This window comes from Duganella margarita (assembly GCF_009857535.1).
Lineage (GTDB): Bacteria > Pseudomonadota > Gammaproteobacteria > Burkholderiales > Burkholderiaceae_D > Rugamonas > Rugamonas margarita.
Genome location: NZ_WWCS01000003.1, coordinates 119,613 through 136,177 on the forward strand (window position 1 = coordinate 119,613; position 16,565 = coordinate 136,177).

Here is a 16,565-nt window from a genome sequence, read left to right on the forward strand (position 1 = left end):
AAGAAGCGGCAAGCACCGCACGGTAAAAAGAGATTTGAGGGCGGCTCAACAATCCTCTTACTTATGACATAGGGAGGTCAGCACCGTGGCGCCGCCGGCCTGCTTGACGGTGATGGCGCCATCGGCGTGGCCGGGACCGATCATGGTGCCATTCGCCATGCCCATGGCGTTGGTGCGGAAGCTGCCGACTGGCGCCGCGCCGGTGCCGGCATAGACGTCATATTGCGTATCCGGCTTGAGCTTGTACAGGAAGGCCTCGATCGACTCCACCACGCCCAGGCTGCGCACCACCACAAATCCCTTGGCTTCACCTGCGACCGGCTTCAGCTGGATATTCACCGAATCCTGATTCACGCGCGGCACCAGGTTGGCCGCGTCGGTAGCCGATGGCGCCACGTTTGACAGATACACCAGCGCCTGCGGCGCTTGTCCGCCGCCCATGCTGGCAATCACTTTATTGGTGGCGGTGTCGATCACCTGGACGCCATCGCCGTTTTCCAGGCCGATGTAGACGCGGCTGTTGTCGTCCGAGGTCCAGGCGCCATGCGGCAGCGCGCCGGTCGGAATGGTGGCCAGCAGCTTGGCTTGCGGGCCGGTGCTGTACACCTTGACCACGTTTTCGCCGCCGATCGTCACATAAGCGCGCACTTCGCCGCCGACCTTGGCAAACGCCAGATGGTTGGTGATGAAGCCGGTGTCGATCACGCCGGTCACTTCCAGCGTTTTGGTGCTGATGCGCGTGACCTTGCCGACATCCTTGTGGGTCATCCAGATTTCGCTGTAGTCCGGGGTGAATTGCAGGAACGGCGAGAACGGGCTGACCACGCTGATGCGCTTGATGATGGTGTGCGTCGCCACGTCGATGATGTCGACGGTTGGCGTAAAGCTGGAGACGGCAAACGCCAGCTTGCCATCCGGATGGAACTGCACCATGCCCGGTCCCAGTTCGGTCTGGATGCGGTGGGTTTCCCTGAAGGTCACCGGGTCGATCACCGAAATATAGTCTTCGCCGCGCACCACCACCCACACTTCCTTGCCATCGGCGCTGAAGAAGCCTTCATGCGGCGAACGGCCGACGTAGGTTTTGCCCTTGACCTTGTTGGTGGCGGTATCGATAAAGGTGACCGAATTGGAGCCGTTGGAAATCGCAATCAGCGTCTTGTGGTCCGGCGAAAAGCCCAGGCCGTGCACATTGATCTCGCCTTTGTACAGCGGCGACAGCACGTCCGGCCGCTGGTTGCCCAGCTTGATCTGGCCGAGCAGGGTGTTGGTCGCCGGGCTGAAGACCGAGACGGTATTGGTATTCTGGTCGGCGGTATAGACCCGGTCCAGCGGCGAGATGGCGGCTTCGGCGTGAACGCTGAAGGCCATGCCGATGGCGGCGGCGAATGCGAGTTGCTTCATTTGGTGGTCTCCTTGGTGGGGTGGTGTTGTAGCCAGGCCTGCATGACCTGGATTTCGACTTGCTGCTCGGCGATGATGCCGAGCGCCAGGTTGCGGATCTCGGGATCTTGTGTGGATAGCAGCACTGCTTTTGCCATGTCGACAGCGCCCTGGTGATGGGGCATCATCATGGTGACGAAGTCGTGGTTGGGATTGCCGTTCATCGGCGCCTGGCGCATGCCAGCCTCCATGACGGCCATGGCGTCGTCCATCAGCGCGCTGAACGGCTTGGCGCTGCTGGCGACGAAGACGGGAGCCGCTGCCGACGCCGGGGGCATCGAGGCGGCCTCGCCATGATGATGGTGCTCCTGCGCGCTGGCCGCTGCCGCTGCGAGCGACAGGGCGGCCAGGCCGGCGATGAGGGCGGCGCGCACCAGCTTAGCCTCGGTACAGCGGGTTGCTGCCGACGTAGACCGTTACGTTGCCGGTATCCACGCCAGCTGGCGCGATTTTGGACAGGCTGAAGGCTTCTTCGGCGTGCAGCGTGTCAAAATGCCAGGTGAAGGTCTTGCCGTTGACGTTGAAGGCCACGGTGTCGCCGTTGTTGACGTTGACCGATTTGGTGTTGGCGTTGATGGTTACCTGATTGTCGGCGTTGTCGTTGCTGGTGGCCATGCCGAATTGCGGATGCGGATTGACCGCAGCGTGGGCGGCGCCGGTGAGGAAGGCGGCGGCGATGATGGTGGTGCGCAGGGCGTTAAACATGATGTTTCCTTTCGGTGTGGAGTGAAGATGTAGCCAGTCTAGGCAATGGGCACTGACAGGAAGATGACGCTCAAATGACAGATTTGTAATCCCCACGGCGGCGCAAACAGCCGACAATTCAGCCATCATGAAAATACTTATTGTTGAAGACGAGCCCAAAGCGGGCGACTATCTGGTCAAGGGCCTGCAGGAATCGGGCTACGTGGCCGACCTGGCGCGCAACGGCGTCGACGGCCTGGCGCTGGCGCTGGAGATCGATTACGACCTGATCGTGCTGGACGTGATGCTGCCGCAGATGGATGGCTGGCAAGTGCTGGCCAAGCTGCGTGAGCGCAAGGAAACACCGGTGCTGTTCCTGACCGCCCGCGACGATGTGGCCGATCGCGTCAAGGGACTGGAGCTGGGCGCCGATGATTACCTGGTCAAGCCGTTTGCGTTTGCCGAGTTTCTGGCGCGGGTCAAGACACTGATGCGGCGCGGCCCGGTGCGCGAAGCGGAAGTGATCCGCGTGGCCGATCTGGAAATCGATGTGCTGCGGCGGCGCGTGTCGCGCGGCGGCCAGCGCATCGAGCTCACCGCCAAGGAATTCGCCCTGCTGCACCTGCTGGCCAAGCGCCAGGGCGAGGTGCTGTCGCGCACGCAGATCGCCTCCATGGTATGGGACATGAATTTCGATTCCGACACCAATGTGGTGGACGTGGCGATCCGCCGCCTGCGCGTCAAGCTGGACGACCCGTATCCGCTCAAGCTGGTACAGACGGTGCGCGGCATGGGCTATCTGCTGGAAGCGCGTTCGTGAAGCGCCGACCGTTGTCGCTGACGTTGCGCGTGGCCTTGCTGCTGTCGGCGGTGGCGGTGGCGACTTTCCTGGCCGTCGGCGCCTACCTGTATCACACCTTGCAGCGGCAGATGGCCTATCGCGATGATGTCGAGCTGATTGCCAAGGTCAGCCAGATCCGCCGCGTGCTGGCCGAGTTACCGTCGGTGTCGGCCATGGTGCAGAACGCCCGGCCGCTGACCGACACGCTGTACGGCCACAACGACTTCATGCTGAGGGTGAATGGCGCCGACGGCAAGCCGCTGGTGCAGACCTCCGTCACCTCGCGGCCGCTGCCGGCAGTGGACAGCGTGCCGGCGCAGCGCGCGCCGACCATGGACGACGTGCACGACTGGCAACCGGCCGTGGGCCGCGGCCGCATGGTGCGCGCCACCGGGCTGGTGGGCGTCAACCCGGCGGCCGGCGACGCCGGGGAGCCGGTGCAGATCACGCTGGCGCGGGAACGGTCGGACCGCTTGCAGCTGCTGCGTGCCTATGTCGCCGATCTGCTGGTGGCGCTGTGCGGCGGCGCCCTGCTGGCCACCGCGCTCGGTTATGCGGTGGTGCGCTACAGCATGCGGCAGTTCCGGTCGGTGATCGCCAAGGCTGGCGATATCAACGCCAGCCGTCTGAATACGCGCTTGTCGGTGGAAGATGCGCCGGTGGAGTTGCGGCAGATGGGCGAAGCCTTCAATGCCATGCTGGACCGGCTGGAGGACGGCGTGCAGCGCCTGTCCGGCTTTGCCGCCGACCTGGCGCACGATATGCGCACGCCGGTCAACACGCTGATGGTGGAAACCCAGGTGGCGCTGTCGCGTTCGCGCACGCCGGAGGAATACCAGGCGCTGCTGGCGTCCAACTCGGAGGAATACGAGCGACTGGCGCGCATGATCGAAAACACGCTGTTCCTGGCGCGGGTCGACAATGCCCAACTGGCGCTGCGGCGCGAGTCGCTGGACTTGCAGGTGGAATTGCAGCGCATTCACGAGTATTTCGAGATCCTGGCGGATGACGGCGGCGTGCGCCTGACCGTGGAGGCCGAGCCGCTGCGCGCCGACATCGACCCGGTGCTGTTGCAGCGTGCCGTCAACAACCTGGTGTCGAACGCGATCCGCTACACGCCGGCCGGTGGCGAAGTGCATCTGTCGGCGCGCGCAGTGGAAGAGGGCGTACAACTGGCGGTCAGCAATACCGGTCCCGGCATCGCGCCCGAGCATTTACCGCATATCTTCGACCGCTACTACCGGGCCGACCAGGCGCGTTCGGATCAAGCCCATTCGGCCGGACTGGGCCTGTCGATCGTCCGCGCCATCATGAATTTACATGGCGGAAAGATTTCCGTGGATAGTCAGCCGGGCGCCAGCACCACGTTTTTCCTGTTGTTCAAAAAAGCCAAAAATAGTTAAAAAATCGTGTCGATTCATGTGGTGCTGGTGCGTCGTAGGGGTAGAGTGAGCTACTCGTCAACCCAAGGAGACCATCATGACCACCACCGTGATTCCACATCTGGTATGCGAAGGCGCCGCCGACGCTATCGAGTTCTATAAAAAAGCTTTCAACGCCGTCGAGCAGATGCGCATGCCCGGCGATAACGGCCGCATCATGCATGCCGCCCTCACCATCGGCGACTCCACCATCATGCTGGCCGATGACTTTCCCGAATACGGCGGCCTCGGGCCGAAGGCGCTGAAAGGCAGCCCGGTCACGCTGCATATGGTTGTGCCGGACGTGGACGCCTCGTTCCAGCAGGCGGTGGACGCCGGCGCCTCGGTGCGCATGGCGCCGGCCGACATGTTCTGGGGAGACCGCTATGGCCAAGTGACCGATCCGTTCGGCCATCACTGGTCCATCGCCACCCACATCAAGGACATGACGCCTGAAGAAATGATGGCAGCGATGAAACAGCAGACCGAATGCCAATAAGGAGCGCCGCATGCGATTCATGATTCTGGTAAAAGCCACTGCCGACTCCGAAGCTGGCAAGCTGCCCAGCACCGAGCTGATGACCGCCATGGGCAAGTTCAACGAAGAACTGGTCAACGCCGGCGTGCTGCTGGCGGGCGAGGGCCTGCATCCGAGCGCCAGGGGCGCGCGCATCCATTTCGATGGCGCCAGCCGCACCGTGACCGACGGCCCATTCTCCGAAACCAGGGAGCTGGTCGCCGGTTTCTGGCTGATCCAGGTGAAATCGAAGGAAGAGGCGATTGAGTGGATGAAGCGCTGCCCGAATCCATTCGACGTGCCGTCGGACATCGAAATCCGTCAAGTGTATGAAATGAGCGACTTTGGCGAGGCCGCCACGCCGGAAGTGGTGGCCCGGGAGGAGGCTTTACGGGCGCGCCTGTGATACCTTTATGCCTAAGTCAATCTGGAGCTCGATGTAATGGAATTCATGGTACTGCGCCGCGCCAATCAAAGCACGGAACGAGGGATACAGCCGCCGGCGCTGGAGCCGGGCATTTTCCTGCGCCCCAGCGTGGAGGCGGTGCGCTTGCAGCGCCGGGGCGGCGAATGGGTCGAGCTCAACGGCCCGTTTCCGCCGAAGGAGCTGATCGCCGGTTTCGTGCTGCTGGAGGCGGCGTCGCGCGAGGACATCGTCGAGCAGGTGCGCTGGTGGCCCCTGTTCGACAGCGGCGCAGTGTATGAAATCCGCGACGCCGGCTGCCCCGGCAACTGCGTCGGCTTCGATGAACGCGGCACGGCGGCCGGCACCATCCCAAAGCGCAATGACGCGCTGAAGCGTTACGTGATTTTCCTGCGTTCGGACCAGGACGCGGAAGCCAATGCCGAACCGCCGCCGGAAGTCATCGACATGATGAATGCGTTTAATGAAAGCGGCGTGCAGCAAGGCGTGCTGCTGGCCGGCGAGGGACTGAAGGGCACCGACACCGCTGCCCGTGTCCACTATGCCAATTCGCGCACCTCGGTGGTGGACGGGCCGTTCACCGAAGTGAAGGAGCTGATCGCCGGCTACTGGATGATCCAGGCCGCCTCACGCGAGGACGCGATTGCCTGGGCCAAGACGTATCCGTATCCGCAACCGGGCGACCTGACGCTGGAAATCCGCGAGGCCTGCGAGCGCATCGACCGTCAGGAGTTCACGCCGGAAATGGTCAAAGCCGAAGAACGGCTGCGCGCCGAACTGCTGGAAGCGGGGCTGCGCAACGCCTTCAGTAAAGCGGCCCGTGGCGGCTGACGTCCACAAAATCGTTGAAGCAGTGTGGCGGATGGAGTCCGCCAAAATCATCGCCGTGCTGGCGCGCATGCTGCGCGATGTCGGCCAGGCCGAGGAACTGGCGCAGGACGCGCTGGTGCTGGCGCTGGAGCGCTGGCCGGACAGCGGCGTACCGGAACAGCCGGCCGCCTGGCTGGCTACCGTCGCCAGGAACCGCGCTTTGGATGCGCTGCGCCGCCGCCAGCTGCATCAGGAAAAAGAACCGCAACTGAGCTACGAAATCGACCTGCAGCTGCAGGACGCCGCCCCCGATCTGGAGCACGCGGTAGCCGATGCGCTGGAAAACGACATCGGCGACGATGTGCTGCGGCTGGTGTTTGTGGCCTGCCATCCGGTGCTGCCGACCGATGGCCGCGTGGCGCTGACCTTGCGCATGCTGGGCGGCTTGAGCACCGAGGAAATCGCCCGCGCCTTCCTGGTGCCGGAGAAGACCGTGGCGCAGCGCATCGTGCGCGCCAAGCGCACGCTGGCCGAGGCCAAGGTGCCGTTCGAGGCGCCGCGCGCGCATGAGTTGCGGGAGCGGTTGGCGTCGGTGCTGCAAGTGATCTACCTGATTTATAACGAAGGCTATTCCGCCAGCGCCGGCGCCGACTGGATGCGGCCCGCGCTGTGCGAAGAGGCGCTGCGGCTGGGACGCGTGCTGGCCGGCTTGCAGCCGGACGAGCCGGAAGTGCATGGGCTGGTGGCGCTGATGGAAATCCAGTCGTCGCGCGCCCGCGCCCGCGTGGGACCGGCAGGGGAACCGATCCTGTTGCTGGAGCAGGATCGCGCGCGCTGGGACCAGTTGCTGATCCGGCGCGGGCTGGCGGCGCTGGCACGCGCCGAGCAGAACGGCCATGGCCTCGGGCCGTATGGCCTGCAAGCGGCCATCGCCGCTTGTCACGCGCGCGCCCGGCAGGCGCAGGATACCGACTGGCCGCGCATCGCCGCGCTGTATGACGCGCTGGCGCAGCTGTCGCCGTCACCGATCGTCGAACTGAATCGCGCCGTGGCGCTGTCGATGGCGTACGGTCCGCAGGCGGGACTGGAGGTGGTGGATGGTTTGCTGGCAGCGCCGGCGTTGAAGCACTACCATTTGCTGCCCAGCGTGCGCGGCGACTTGCTGGCCAGGCTGGGACGCCACGACGAAGCGCGCCTGGAATTCGGCCGCGCCGCATCGCTGACACAGAACGAGCGCGAACGCCAGCTGCTGCTGGCGCGCGCCCAGGCGCATTAAGCCAGCGTGGCTTCCAGCAGCTTGACCAGTGCTTCGATGCCGTCAGCATCGGTCTGGTCGAAGCGGTTCGGCAACGGGCTATCGAGGTCGAACACGCCGACGATCGCGCCGTCCGGGCCGCGCACCGGCACCACCAGCTCCGAACGCGAATTGACGTCGCAGGCGATGTGGCCCGGGAAGGCATGCACGTCCGGCACGACGATGGCTTTGCCTTCCACCACGGTGGTGCCGCAGACGCCGCGGCCTTTCTTGATGCGGATGCAGGCCGGCTTGCCCTGGAACGGGCCGAGCACCAGTTCATCGCCCTTGAGGAAGTAGAAGCCGGCCCAGTTCAGGCCCGGCATGGTGTTGAACACCAGCGAGCTGAAATTGGCGGTGTTGGCGATCAAATCGGTCTCGCCGTGCAGCAGGCCTTGCAGCTGCGGGCGCAGATCGTTGTACATGGCATTTTTGGCGTCGGCGCTGTCGGTGCCGTAAGCGTTGTCGCTGAGGGTAAAGGTCATGATGTGCGGTTCAGTAGTGTTGTTTGGCAGATAAGCGCGCAGGCGCGCCAAGGCCTCTATGGTAGCCCATCCGGCCAAATTACGAAGACTTCCTACCCTTTTTGTAGGCAGTATCTGATAGCGGAACGGTCCTGTGCAGGATACTCTGGTGGGCAGCGCTTTACTCACCAAGCGGGGAAATTATGTCCACCAGAAAAAAGAACGCTGAGCCGCCGCGTCACAACAAGCCAAAACAAGTTGAGCCGCCACCACCACGCCCCACCATCGATATCGACGCCTTGCTGATGGTCGGCGAGGAGCGCGTGCATATCGTCTATGAAGAGGACGATAACGTGACCTTCATGGCGGAAGTGATCGATACCCGCTAGCCTCGGTGCGTTCTCTCACAGACGGGAGCGCTGCCGGGCGTGACAATCGGCTATCTTCAGAAAATGAAAGCCGTTTATGTCCGCAGATATGGTGATCGTACGCAAAGAAGGGCTGTATTGCGTGCCCGGCCAGTTTTACATCGACCCGTGGCGGCCGGTGGAGCGGGCTGTCATCACGCACGCGCACGGCGACCATGCACGCGGCGGCCATCAGCACTATCTGACGGCGGCGCCGGGCGTGAACGTAATGAAGTCGCGGCTGGGGCCGATCAATATCACCGGGCTGGCGTATGGCGAGCAGGTGGTGCACAACGGCGTAACGGTGTCGCTGCATCCGGCCGGCCATGTGCTGGGATCGGCGCAGGTGCGCATGGAGTATCGCGGCGAGGTGTGGGTGGCCTCGGGCGACTACAAGGTCGAGGCGGACCGCACCTGCACGCCGTTCGAGCCGGTGCGCTGCGACACCTTCATCACCGAATCCACCTTTGGCCTGCCGATTTACCGCTGGCAGCCGGAACAGCAAATCTTTGATGACGTCAATGACTGGTGGGCCGGCAACGCGGCGCAGGGCCGGGCCAGCGTGCTGCTGGGCTATAGCTTCGGCAAGGCGCAGCGCCTGTTGAGCGGGCTGGACGCGTCCAATGGCCCGATCATCTGCCACGGCGCGGTGCAGACCCTGAACCAGGTGTATCGCGACGAGGGGGTGTGGTTGCCGTCCACCGTGATGGTGGCCGACGTGCCCAAGAGCGAAATCAGCAGGTCGATTGTGCTGGCGCCGCCGTCGGCTGCGGGATCGCCGTGGATCAAGCGCTTTGGCGATTACAGCGATGCGTTTGCCAGCGGCTGGATGCAGCTGCGCGGCGCGCGGCGCCGGCGGGGCGTTGACCGCGGCTTTGTCATGTCCGATCATGCCGACTGGCCGGGGTTGCTGGAGGCGATCAGCGCCACCGGCGCGCAGCGCGTGATCGTGACCCATGGCTCGATTGCGGTGCTGGTGCGCTGGCTACAGGCGCAAGGCTTGCAGGCCAGCGGCTTCGATACCGAATACGGCGACGACGAGGCCGACGATGCTGCGACCGCTGACAGCGCCGCAGCGCCGGCCGATGGCGCCGACCGCGCTGGCGACCCGGCTGCTGCGGCCGGTCCCGGCCTCCCTGCGTTCCCGGCCGCCGAAGGAGCCGAGCATGCGTGACTTCGCCCGCCTGTACGCCGAACTGGACGAGACCACCTCCACCAACCGCAAGCTGGCGGCGCTGCAAACCTATTTCACCGCCGCTGCGCCGCAAGACGCCGCCTGGGCCGTCTACTTCCTCGCTGGCGGCAAGCCGCGCCAGGCAGTGCCGACCAAGCTGTTGCGCCAGTACGCGATGGAATTCGCCGGCCTCGACGAGTGGCTGTTCGACGAGTGTTACCACTCGGTCGGCGACCTGGCTGAAACCATTGCGCTGGTGCTGCCGCCGCCCACCCATCCGAGCGAAATCGGCCTGGCCGACTGGATCGAACTCGGCATCGCTCCGTTGCGCGGCGCACCGCCGGAAACCGTGCGCGCCGCACTGTTCACCTACTGGGATCAACTTGACACCCGCGAACGCTTCCTGCTGACCAAGCTGATCGGCGGGGGCTTCCGCGTCGGCGTCTCACGGCTGCTGGTCACGCGCGCGCTGAGCGCCATTGCCGGCCTCGACAGCAAACTGATCGCGCAACGCCTGATGGGCTGGACCGACGGCAGCGTCAGCCCGACCGCCGCCGGCTTCAAACAATTGACCGCAGCCCACGCGCCGGAAGAACTGGCGCAGCGGGGCGGCCAGCCGTACCCGTTCTTCCTGGCGCACCAGCTGGAACGCGAACCGTCCACTTTGGGCGAACTGAGCAGCTGGCAGGTCGAATGGAAATACGACGGCATGCGTGCGCAGCTGGTGCGGCGCGAAGGCAAGAACTGGCTCTGGTCGCGCGGCGAAGACCTGATCACCGAGCGCTTCCCCGAGCTGGCGGCGCTGCGCATTCCGGACGGCGTGGTGCTGGACGGCGAAATCCTGATCTGGCACGGCGGCACGGCGCCAGCGCCGTTTGCCGACCTGCAAAAACGCATGGGCCGCAAACAGGTCTCGGCGCGCCTGCTGGGCGAACTGCCCGCAGTGATGGTGGCCTACGACCTGCTGGAACTGGACGGCCGCGACCTGCGCGATCTGCCGCAGGCGGAGCGCCGCATGTTGCTGGAACAGTTTATCGGCAGCCTGCAAGGCACGCCGCAACTGCGCCTGGCGCCGCTGATCGTGGCGGACAGCTGGAAGCATCTGGCCGCCATTCGCACCGAATCGCGCGAACGCGGCGTGGAAGGCATGATGCTCAAGGCGGTCGATGCGCGCTATGGCGTCGGCCGCACCAAGAGCGTCGGCACCTGGTGGAAGTGGAAAATCGATCCCTACAGCGTGGATGCGGTGCTGATATACGCGCAGGCGGGGCATGGCCGCCGCGCCTCGCTGTACACCGACTATACCTTTGCCGTCTGGGATCAGGAGCGCAACCTGGTGCCGTTCGCCAAGGCGTATTCCGGCCTGACGGATGTGGAGATTGCGCAGGTGGACCAGGCGATCCGCAAGACCACCATCGAGAAATTCGGCCCGGTGCGCAGCGTGACGCCGAGCATGGTGTTTGAAATCGGCTTTGAAGGCATCGCCAGTTCGCCGCGCCACAAGTCCGGCATTGCGGTGCGCTTCCCGCGCATCCTGCGGCGGCGCGAAGATAAAACAGTGGACGAAGCCGACACGCTGGAGTCGCTGAGAAGCCTGCTTGTGGCGTCATGAAGGCGGAAGCCTGGTTCGCCGCGCGCGGCTGGACGGTATTTCCGTTTCAGCGCGCCGTGTGGGACGCCGCCGCGCAAGGCCACTCCGGCCTGCTGCACGCCACCACCGGTTCCGGCAAGACCTATGCCGTGTGGTTCGCCGCCTTGCAGCGCGCCGGCTATGGTGAGCGCTTGCTTGGCCGCGCCAACGCCCTGCGTTCTCGCACGCGCCGCATGCCTGCTGACGTCAGCGACACTGCGCGCAGCACGCCAAAGACCGGCCTGCGCGTGCTGTGGATCACGCCGATGCGCGCTCTCGCCGCCGACACCTTGCGCGCCCTGCAGGAAGCGGCGCCGGACTGGCAAGTGGAAGCCCGCACCGGCGATACCAGCTCGGCGCAGCGCGCGCGCCAGAACAAGCGCTTGCCCGACGCCCTGATCACCACGCCGGAAAGCCTGACGCTGCTGCTCAGCCATCCGGACGCCGCCGACCGCTTCAAGTCGCTGCAAATGATTATCATCGATGAATGGCATGAGTTGATGGGCAACAAGCGCGGCGTGCAAACCCAGCTGGCGCTGGCGCGCTTGCGGCAGTGGAATCCGTCGCTGCTGGTGTGGGGCTTGTCGGCCACGCTGGGCAACCTGGAACGGGCGCGCGACGTGCTGATGCCGGAGGGGGTGATCATCGAAGGCCATGTCAGCAAAGAGCTGCTGGTGGACACGCTGATCCCGGAAAATCCGTCGCGCTTCCCGTGGGGCGGCCATCTGGGCGTGCAGATGTTGCAGCCGGTGATACGCGAAATCGAACAGGCGTCCACCACGCTGGTGTTCACCAACACCCGTTCGCAGGCCGAGCTGTGGTACCAGCACATGCTGGACGCGCGTCCCGACTGGGCCGGCCTGATCGCACTACATCATGGCTCGCTCGACAAGGAAGTGCGCGAGTGGGTGGAGCAGGGGCTCAAACAGGGGCAGCTGAAAGCCGTGGTGTGCACTTCCAGCCTCGACCTCGGCGTCGATTTTTTGCCGGTCGAGCGCGTGCTGCAGATCGGCAGCGCCAAGGGCATCGCCCGGCTGTTGCAGCGCGCCGGCCGCAGCGGCCACGCGCCGGGCCGCATCTCGCGCCTGACGCTGGTGCCGACGCAAAGCATGGAACTGCTGGAAGCGGCCGGCGCCATCCACGCCGTCGCCGCGCGCGACATCGAAGCGCGGCCGGTGCCGGACAAGCCGCTGGACGTGCTGGTGCAGCATCTGGTGACGATCGCGCTGGGCGGCGGCTTCCTCCCAGACGAACTGTTGGCTGAAGTGCGTACTGCCTGGTCGTTCCGCCACCTGAGCGACGAGGAGTGGCAGTGGGCGCTGGACTTCGTCGCGCGCGGCGGCCAGACGCTGATCGCGTACCCGGAATACCGGCGCGTGCTGCCGGACGAGCAGGGCGTCTACCGCGTGCCCGACGCGGCGATAGGCCGTCGCCATCGCATGGGCATCGGCACCATCGTTTCCGACTCGTCGTTGCAGGTGAAATACGTCAGCGGCGGCCGGCTGGGCAGCGTGGAGGAATCGTTCATCGCGCGCTTGCGCAAGGGCGACCATTTCCTGTTCGCCGGCCGCATCCTGGAATTCGTCCGGCTGCACGAGATGACCGCCTACGTACGCCGCGCCACCGGCGCCAAGGGCGCTGTGCCGCGCTGGCAGGGCGGCCGCATGCCGATGTCGTCCGAGCTGGCGCATGCGGCGCTGGAGCAATTGCGGCTGGCCACGCTGGACCGCTACGAAGGGCCGGAAATGCAGGCGCTCAAGCCCTTGCTGGAGATTCAGCAGCGCTGGTCGTCGTTGCCGACGCCGGACGCCACCGTCATCGAAACCATGAACAGCCGCGAGGGCCGTCATCTGTTCATGTTTCCGTTTGCCGGGCGCTCGGTACACGTCGGGCTGGCGTCGCTGCTGGCGTACCGCGTCGGCCGCATGTCGCCGGTGACGTTTTCGATTGCCGTCAACGACTACGGCTTCGAGCTGCTGTCGGCACAGGAACTGGAGTGGGCACCGCTGCTGGACGCCGCCCACGGCGCCGATGTCGACCTGTTCACCACCGAGCATCTGCTGGAAGACGTGCTGGCCAGCCTCAACGCCACCGAAATGTCGCAGCGCCGCTTTCGCGAAATCGCCCGCATCGCCGGCCTGGTGTTCCAGGGCTATCCGGGGCAGGGCAAGAGCGCGCGCCAGTTGCAGGCGTCGTCGTCCTTGTTCTTTGCGGTCTTCCGCCAGCATGACGCCAACAACCTGTTGCTGACACAGGCCCAGCGCGAAGTGCTGGAGCAGGAGCTGGAACTTGGCCGCCTGCGCGCCACGCTGCTGGAATTGCAGGCGCGCCGGGTGCAGTTCCATGCAATCAAACGCGCCACACCATTCGGGTTCGCCTTGATGGTCGAGCGCTTCCGTGAAAAACTATCGACTGAAAAACTGTCGGACCGCGTAGCCCGTCTGGTGCGCGAACTCGAAAAGGCTGCCGGACCATGATGCTGACTTTGGCCAATGAACAACTGCTGCTGTTGCCGCAAAAGGCCGCCTACTGGCCGCGCGAGGGCATGCTGATCATCGCCGACATCCACTTCGGCAAGGCCGCCTCGTTCCGCGCGCTGGGCGTGCCGGTGCCGGCCGGCACCACCCGTGCCAATCTGCTGGGACTGGACGCGCTGCTGGCGCAACTGGAGGTGCGGCATGTCATGTTCCTCGGCGACTTCCTGCACGCGCGGGCGGCCCATGCGCCGGCCACGCTGGCGGCCATGCAGGCGTGGCGCGAATGTCATCCCGGCCTGCGCTTGACGGTGGTGCGCGGCAACCACGACGCGCATGCGGGCGATCCGCCGCCCGCGCTGGCGATTGAGATGGTGGACGAGCCGCACGTGATCGGACCGTTCGCGTTTTGCCATCACCCGGATGTGCTGGTGCCATCGTATGTGCTGGCGGGGCACGTGCATCCGGTGTACCGGCTGCGCTCGGGCTGGGAGTCGCTGTTGCTGCCGTGCTTCCTGGTGGGGCCGCAGCGCATGGTGCTGCCGTCGTTTGGCGCGTTCACCGGCGGTCATCCGGTCGTCGCGCAGCCGGACGAGCGGCTGTATGTCAGCAGCGGCGAGGCGGTGTTGTCGATTCCTTGATGCGGACCGCTCCTACATCGGCAATTGTCGGCGTCCTACATCGCTCGGAATGGCCGTGAACTAGGATGACTGCTCCTGTGCTGCACGCAGGAGTTTTATCTCAGGAGATGATCATGGCAACCAACGACAAAGGCAACAAGCAGAGCGACAACACCAGCAAACGCGGGTTCGCTTCCATGGACCCGGAACAGCAGCGCGAAATCGCTGCGGAAGGCGGCCGCGCCGCGCATGAAAAGGGCACGGCGCATGAATTCACGTCGGAAGAGGCGCGCAAAGCCGGCGCGATGAGTCACAAGAATGATCCGGGACGCAGCAAGCAGAGCTCCAACCCGGGCAACAAGGGCAGCGCCAAGTCCGGTGAGGAGGAAGACGAAGGCGAGGATGTGGAGCAGAATAACGGCAAGGGCGGGCGCGGCGGCAGCCGGTCGAAATAGCATGCTGGCACCCCGCACACCGCTATGCCGGGGTCTGACCCCATGGGGTCAGACCCCTTTGTATGGGGGTTATAAGCAGATCGTGTGATGCTTGCCCATATCCACCGCCGCGCGGCCGGTGACGGCCGCCTTGGCTAGCTGCACCAACTGCTTCATCTTGCTGGCGCTGGCATCCCAGTACTCGGCGGTCTGGATGCGTACCCGTATCATGGCCAGATGCGGGTCATCCAGGCCGCCGGGGAACCATGCCCGCACTAGCGGACTCCACAATTCCCGCGCCTTGGCCCGGTCCTTCAGCAAATACGCCTGTCCGGTCACCGACAGATACAGTTGCTCGTCCGGATTGGAAAAACTCACGTTCACCTCAGGATGCCGCGCCAGATCGTGCGTAAACGCCGCCTCATCCGAGGTGAAGAACCACATATTGCCTTCGTTATCGATCTGCTGCGTGGTCAGCGGACGGCTGCTCAGCACGTTATCGCCATCGACCGTGGTGAACATACCAAACTTCACATGCTTGATCTTGGCGGCGATGGTGTTGATTTGTTCTTGCGAATAGAGCGGCATGATGCGCCTCCATGATAAAGGTGTCGTTGCGTCCACCTTAACCCGCTTCCCGCCCGCACAATGTGCGCAACTTTACATAGCAGATACACAATCGGCTTGACCCATCAAATGATAATCATTATCATTTATGTTTTTCGTCGAGGGAATTCCCGTGAGCGTACAAGGCGCCAGTTCCGCCCGCAATGCCAGCCGCGCCGTCTGGCTGAAGCAGTTGCACCAGTGGCATTGGATCAGTTCGGCCATGTGCCTGCTGTGCATGTTCCTGTTTTCGGTCACCGGCATTACGCTGAACCACGCGTCGCAGATCGAAGCCAAACCGGTCATCACCCGCCAGCAGGCGCAGTTGCCGGCGCCGCTGACGACCCAGTTGCGCAGCTACGCCGAGCAGCACGACGGCGCCAAGGAGCCGCTGCCGGCGCCGGTTGAGCAATGGCTGAAGGACACCTTTAAAGTGCAGCCGGGCGGCCGCAACGCGGAGTGGGCCACCGACGAAGTCTATCTGGCGATGCCGAAAGCCGGCGGCGACGCCTGGGTGCGCATCGGCCTTGAAGACGGCGCGACCGAATTCGAAAACACCGACTGCGGCTGGATCTCGTGGCTGAACGATGTTCACAAGGGCCGCAACACCGGCCCGGCGTGGAACTGGTTCATCGACATCTTCGCCGTGCTGTGCCTGGTGTTCTGCATCACCGGTTTATTGATTTTGAAGTTCCATGCGGCGAATCGGCCGTTCACCTGGCCGATGGTGGGCCTGGGCGTGTTGATTCCCATCGTAATTGCACTGCTGTTTATCCATTAATCCCACACAGGACTTCCATGAAATTACGCTACTCCATCGCGCTTGGTCTGCCACTCGCCAGTGCTTCGGCCATGGCCGCCGATCTGGCCCTCAAACTCGACGTGCCGCAGCTGAACGTGGCGGAATACCATCGTCCTTACATCGCTGCGTGGCTGGAAAACGCCGACCAGCAAGTGGTGGCCAACCTGGCCGTGCTGTACGACACCAAGAAAAAGGACAACGCCGGCACCAAGTGGCTCAAGGACATGCGCACGTGGTGGCGCAAGACCGGCCGTGAAGTGACGATGCCGCTGGATGGCGTGTCGGGCGCGACCAAGGCGCCGGGCGAGTTCACGCTGAATGCCCCGAAAGGCGCGCTGGACAAGCTGCCGGCCGGCCAGTACACCGTGATGGTGGAAGCGGCGCGCGAAGCCGGTGGCCGTGAAGTGGTCAAGGTACCGCTGCAATGGCCGCCGAAGTCGGCACAGAACGTCAACGGCCAGGGCAAGGAAGAACTCGGTGCGGTCGTTGTGCAAGTCAAACCATAAGAACGGACGGGGAT

19 protein-coding genes are annotated in these 16,565 nt (G+C 64.4%); 14 read left to right on the forward strand and 5 right to left on the reverse strand.

Annotated features, from left to right (window positions below):
• Window positions 1-57: 57 nt before the first annotated feature.
• From GTP55_RS05380 to GTP55_RS05390, 3 genes are read right to left on the reverse strand one after another with little or no spacing between them, the layout of a single operon-like run.
• Window positions 58-1,404, reverse strand: coding sequence for a YncE family protein (locus GTP55_RS05380; RefSeq protein WP_161043942.1), 1,347 nt, complete (start codon window positions 1,402-1,404; stop codon window positions 58-60).
• The gene (locus GTP55_RS05385; RefSeq protein ID WP_371868290.1) at window positions 1,401-1,817 is read right to left on the reverse strand and encodes a DUF305 domain-containing protein; all 417 of its coding nucleotides are present in this window, start codon (window positions 1,815-1,817) and stop codon (window positions 1,401-1,403) included. Before GTP55_RS05385 ends, GTP55_RS05380 begins: the two co-directional genes overlap by 4 nt.
• Before the next feature lie 4 nt (window positions 1,818-1,821).
• Window positions 1,822-2,148, reverse strand: a complete 327-nt coding sequence (locus GTP55_RS05390; protein ID WP_161043943.1) for a CzcE family metal-binding protein — start codon at window positions 2,146-2,148, stop codon at window positions 1,822-1,824.
• Window positions 2,149-2,275: 127 nt separating this feature from the next.
• Between GTP55_RS05390 and GTP55_RS05395 the strand changes: the two genes are divergently transcribed.
• From GTP55_RS05395 to GTP55_RS05420, 6 genes are all read left to right on the forward strand, one after another.
• Window positions 2,276-2,947 (forward strand): heavy metal response regulator transcription factor, encoded by a 672-nt coding sequence (locus tag GTP55_RS05395; RefSeq protein ID WP_161043944.1) that lies wholly within the window; start codon window positions 2,276-2,278, stop codon window positions 2,945-2,947.
• Entirely contained in the window at window positions 2,944-4,371 is a 1,428-nt protein-coding gene (locus tag GTP55_RS05400; RefSeq protein WP_161043945.1) for a heavy metal sensor histidine kinase, read from the forward strand. Before GTP55_RS05395 ends, GTP55_RS05400 begins: the two co-directional genes overlap by 4 nt.
• Window positions 4,372-4,447: 76 nt before the next feature.
• Complete coding sequence (locus GTP55_RS05405) at window positions 4,448-4,888, forward strand: VOC family protein (protein ID WP_161043946.1); 441 nt, start codon at window positions 4,448-4,450, stop codon at window positions 4,886-4,888.
• Window positions 4,889-4,898: 10 nt separating this feature from the next.
• Window positions 4,899-5,312, forward strand: a complete 414-nt coding sequence (locus tag GTP55_RS05410) for a YciI family protein (RefSeq protein WP_161043947.1) — start codon at window positions 4,899-4,901, stop codon at window positions 5,310-5,312.
• 36 nt (window positions 5,313-5,348) lie between these two features.
• A complete protein-coding gene (locus GTP55_RS05415) occupies window positions 5,349-6,161 on the forward strand; it encodes a YciI family protein (RefSeq protein ID WP_161043948.1) in 813 nt (270 codons plus the stop codon).
• A gap of 31 nt (window positions 6,162-6,192) precedes the next feature.
• Window positions 6,193-7,416 carry an RNA polymerase sigma factor gene (locus GTP55_RS05420; RefSeq protein ID WP_161043949.1) on the forward strand — a complete coding sequence of 408 codons (1,224 nt, stop codon included), beginning with the start codon at window positions 6,193-6,195 and terminating at the stop codon, window positions 7,414-7,416.
• Here GTP55_RS05420 and msrC read toward each other — a convergent pair.
• Window positions 7,413-7,919 carry a free L-methionine (R)-S-oxide reductase MsrC gene (gene msrC, locus GTP55_RS05425; RefSeq protein WP_110844563.1) on the reverse strand — a complete coding sequence of 169 codons (507 nt, stop codon included), beginning with the start codon at window positions 7,917-7,919 and terminating at the stop codon, window positions 7,413-7,415. The genes GTP55_RS05420 and msrC overlap by 4 nt on opposite strands.
• A gap of 182 nt (window positions 7,920-8,101) precedes the next feature.
• Between msrC and GTP55_RS05430 the strand changes: the two genes are divergently transcribed.
• The 6 genes from GTP55_RS05430 to GTP55_RS05455 all read left to right on the forward strand — a co-directional run bounded on the left by GTP55_RS05430 (window position 8,102) and on the right by GTP55_RS05455 (window position 14,658).
• A complete protein-coding gene (locus GTP55_RS05430; protein WP_161043950.1) occupies window positions 8,102-8,287 on the forward strand; it encodes a hypothetical protein in 186 nt (61 codons plus the stop codon).
• A gap of 76 nt (window positions 8,288-8,363) precedes the next feature.
• Window positions 8,364-9,479: a ligase-associated DNA damage response exonuclease gene (locus GTP55_RS05435; RefSeq protein ID WP_161043951.1), complete on the forward strand. Its 1,116-nt coding sequence runs from the start codon at window positions 8,364-8,366 to the stop codon at window positions 9,477-9,479.
• Entirely contained in the window at window positions 9,472-11,091 is a 1,620-nt protein-coding gene (locus tag GTP55_RS05440; RefSeq protein WP_161044241.1) for an ATP-dependent DNA ligase, read from the forward strand. The genes GTP55_RS05435 and GTP55_RS05440 overlap by 8 nt, the downstream gene beginning before the upstream one ends.
• Window positions 11,088-13,586, forward strand: a complete 2,499-nt coding sequence (locus GTP55_RS05445) for a ligase-associated DNA damage response DEXH box helicase (RefSeq protein ID WP_161043952.1) — start codon at window positions 11,088-11,090, stop codon at window positions 13,584-13,586. Before GTP55_RS05440 ends, GTP55_RS05445 begins: the two co-directional genes overlap by 4 nt.
• Window positions 13,583-14,224: a ligase-associated DNA damage response endonuclease PdeM gene (gene pdeM / locus GTP55_RS05450; protein ID WP_161043953.1), complete on the forward strand. Its 642-nt coding sequence runs from the start codon at window positions 13,583-13,585 to the stop codon at window positions 14,222-14,224. The genes GTP55_RS05445 and pdeM overlap by 4 nt, the downstream gene beginning before the upstream one ends.
• 113 nt (window positions 14,225-14,337) lie before the next feature.
• The gene (locus GTP55_RS05455; protein ID WP_161043954.1) at window positions 14,338-14,658 is read left to right on the forward strand and encodes a KGG domain-containing protein; all 321 of its coding nucleotides are present in this window, start codon (window positions 14,338-14,340) and stop codon (window positions 14,656-14,658) included.
• A 69-nt stretch (window positions 14,659-14,727) separates the two neighbouring features.
• Here GTP55_RS05455 and GTP55_RS05460 read toward each other — a convergent pair whose 3' ends face one another.
• Window positions 14,728-15,225 carry a pyridoxamine 5'-phosphate oxidase family protein gene (locus tag GTP55_RS05460; RefSeq protein WP_161043955.1) on the reverse strand — a complete coding sequence of 166 codons (498 nt, stop codon included), beginning with the start codon at window positions 15,223-15,225 and terminating at the stop codon, window positions 14,728-14,730.
• Window positions 15,226-15,376: 151 nt separating this feature from the next.
• On the opposite strand from GTP55_RS05460, the gene GTP55_RS05465 reads away from it, so the two are divergent.
• The gene (locus tag GTP55_RS05465) at window positions 15,377-16,024 is read left to right on the forward strand and encodes a PepSY-associated TM helix domain-containing protein (protein WP_161043956.1); all 648 of its coding nucleotides are present in this window, start codon (window positions 15,377-15,379) and stop codon (window positions 16,022-16,024) included.
• Window positions 16,025-16,041: 17 nt separating this feature from the next.
• On the forward strand, window positions 16,042-16,551 hold the full coding sequence (locus GTP55_RS05470) for a DUF2271 domain-containing protein (RefSeq protein ID WP_161043957.1): 510 nt from the start codon (window positions 16,042-16,044) through the stop codon (window positions 16,549-16,551).
• Window positions 16,552-16,565 lie beyond the last annotated feature (14 nt).

What these genes read in the sequence shown, in the direction of transcription:
- GTP55_RS05455 (WP_161043954.1), top strand. Translation starts at nt 14,338, where the DNA reads ATGGCAACCAACGACAAAGGCAACAAGCAGAGCGACAACACCAGCAAA.
- GTP55_RS05420 (WP_161043949.1), top strand. Translation starts at nt 6,193, where the DNA reads ATGGAGTCCGCCAAAATCATCGCCGTGCTGGCGCGCATGCTGCGCGAT.
- GTP55_RS05415 (WP_161043948.1), top strand. Translation starts at nt 5,349, where the DNA reads ATGGAATTCATGGTACTGCGCCGCGCCAATCAAAGCACGGAACGAGGG.
- GTP55_RS05445 (WP_161043952.1), top strand. Translation starts at nt 11,088, where the DNA reads ATGAAGGCGGAAGCCTGGTTCGCCGCGCGCGGCTGGACGGTATTTCCG.
- GTP55_RS05435 (WP_161043951.1), top strand. Translation starts at nt 8,364, where the DNA reads ATGTCCGCAGATATGGTGATCGTACGCAAAGAAGGGCTGTATTGCGTG.
- msrC (WP_110844563.1), bottom strand. Translation starts at nt 7,919, where the DNA reads ATGACCTTTACCCTCAGCGACAACGCTTACGGCACCGACAGCGCCGAC.
- GTP55_RS05410 (WP_161043947.1), top strand. Translation starts at nt 4,899, where the DNA reads ATGCGATTCATGATTCTGGTAAAAGCCACTGCCGACTCCGAAGCTGGC.
- GTP55_RS05430 (WP_161043950.1), top strand. Translation starts at nt 8,102, where the DNA reads ATGTCCACCAGAAAAAAGAACGCTGAGCCGCCGCGTCACAACAAGCCA.
- GTP55_RS05460 (WP_161043955.1), bottom strand. Translation starts at nt 15,225, where the DNA reads ATGCCGCTCTATTCGCAAGAACAAATCAACACCATCGCCGCCAAGATC.
- GTP55_RS05395 (WP_161043944.1), top strand. Translation starts at nt 2,276, where the DNA reads ATGAAAATACTTATTGTTGAAGACGAGCCCAAAGCGGGCGACTATCTG.
- GTP55_RS05380 (WP_161043942.1), bottom strand. Translation starts at nt 1,404, where the DNA reads ATGAAGCAACTCGCATTCGCCGCCGCCATCGGCATGGCCTTCAGCGTT.
- GTP55_RS05440 (WP_161044241.1), top strand. Translation starts at nt 9,472, where the DNA reads ATGCGTGACTTCGCCCGCCTGTACGCCGAACTGGACGAGACCACCTCC.
- GTP55_RS05470 (WP_161043957.1), top strand. Translation starts at nt 16,042, where the DNA reads ATGAAATTACGCTACTCCATCGCGCTTGGTCTGCCACTCGCCAGTGCT.
- pdeM (WP_161043953.1), top strand. Translation starts at nt 13,583, where the DNA reads ATGATGCTGACTTTGGCCAATGAACAACTGCTGCTGTTGCCGCAAAAG.
- GTP55_RS05390 (WP_161043943.1), bottom strand. Translation starts at nt 2,148, where the DNA reads ATGTTTAACGCCCTGCGCACCACCATCATCGCCGCCGCCTTCCTCACC.
- GTP55_RS05405 (WP_161043946.1), top strand. Translation starts at nt 4,448, where the DNA reads ATGACCACCACCGTGATTCCACATCTGGTATGCGAAGGCGCCGCCGAC.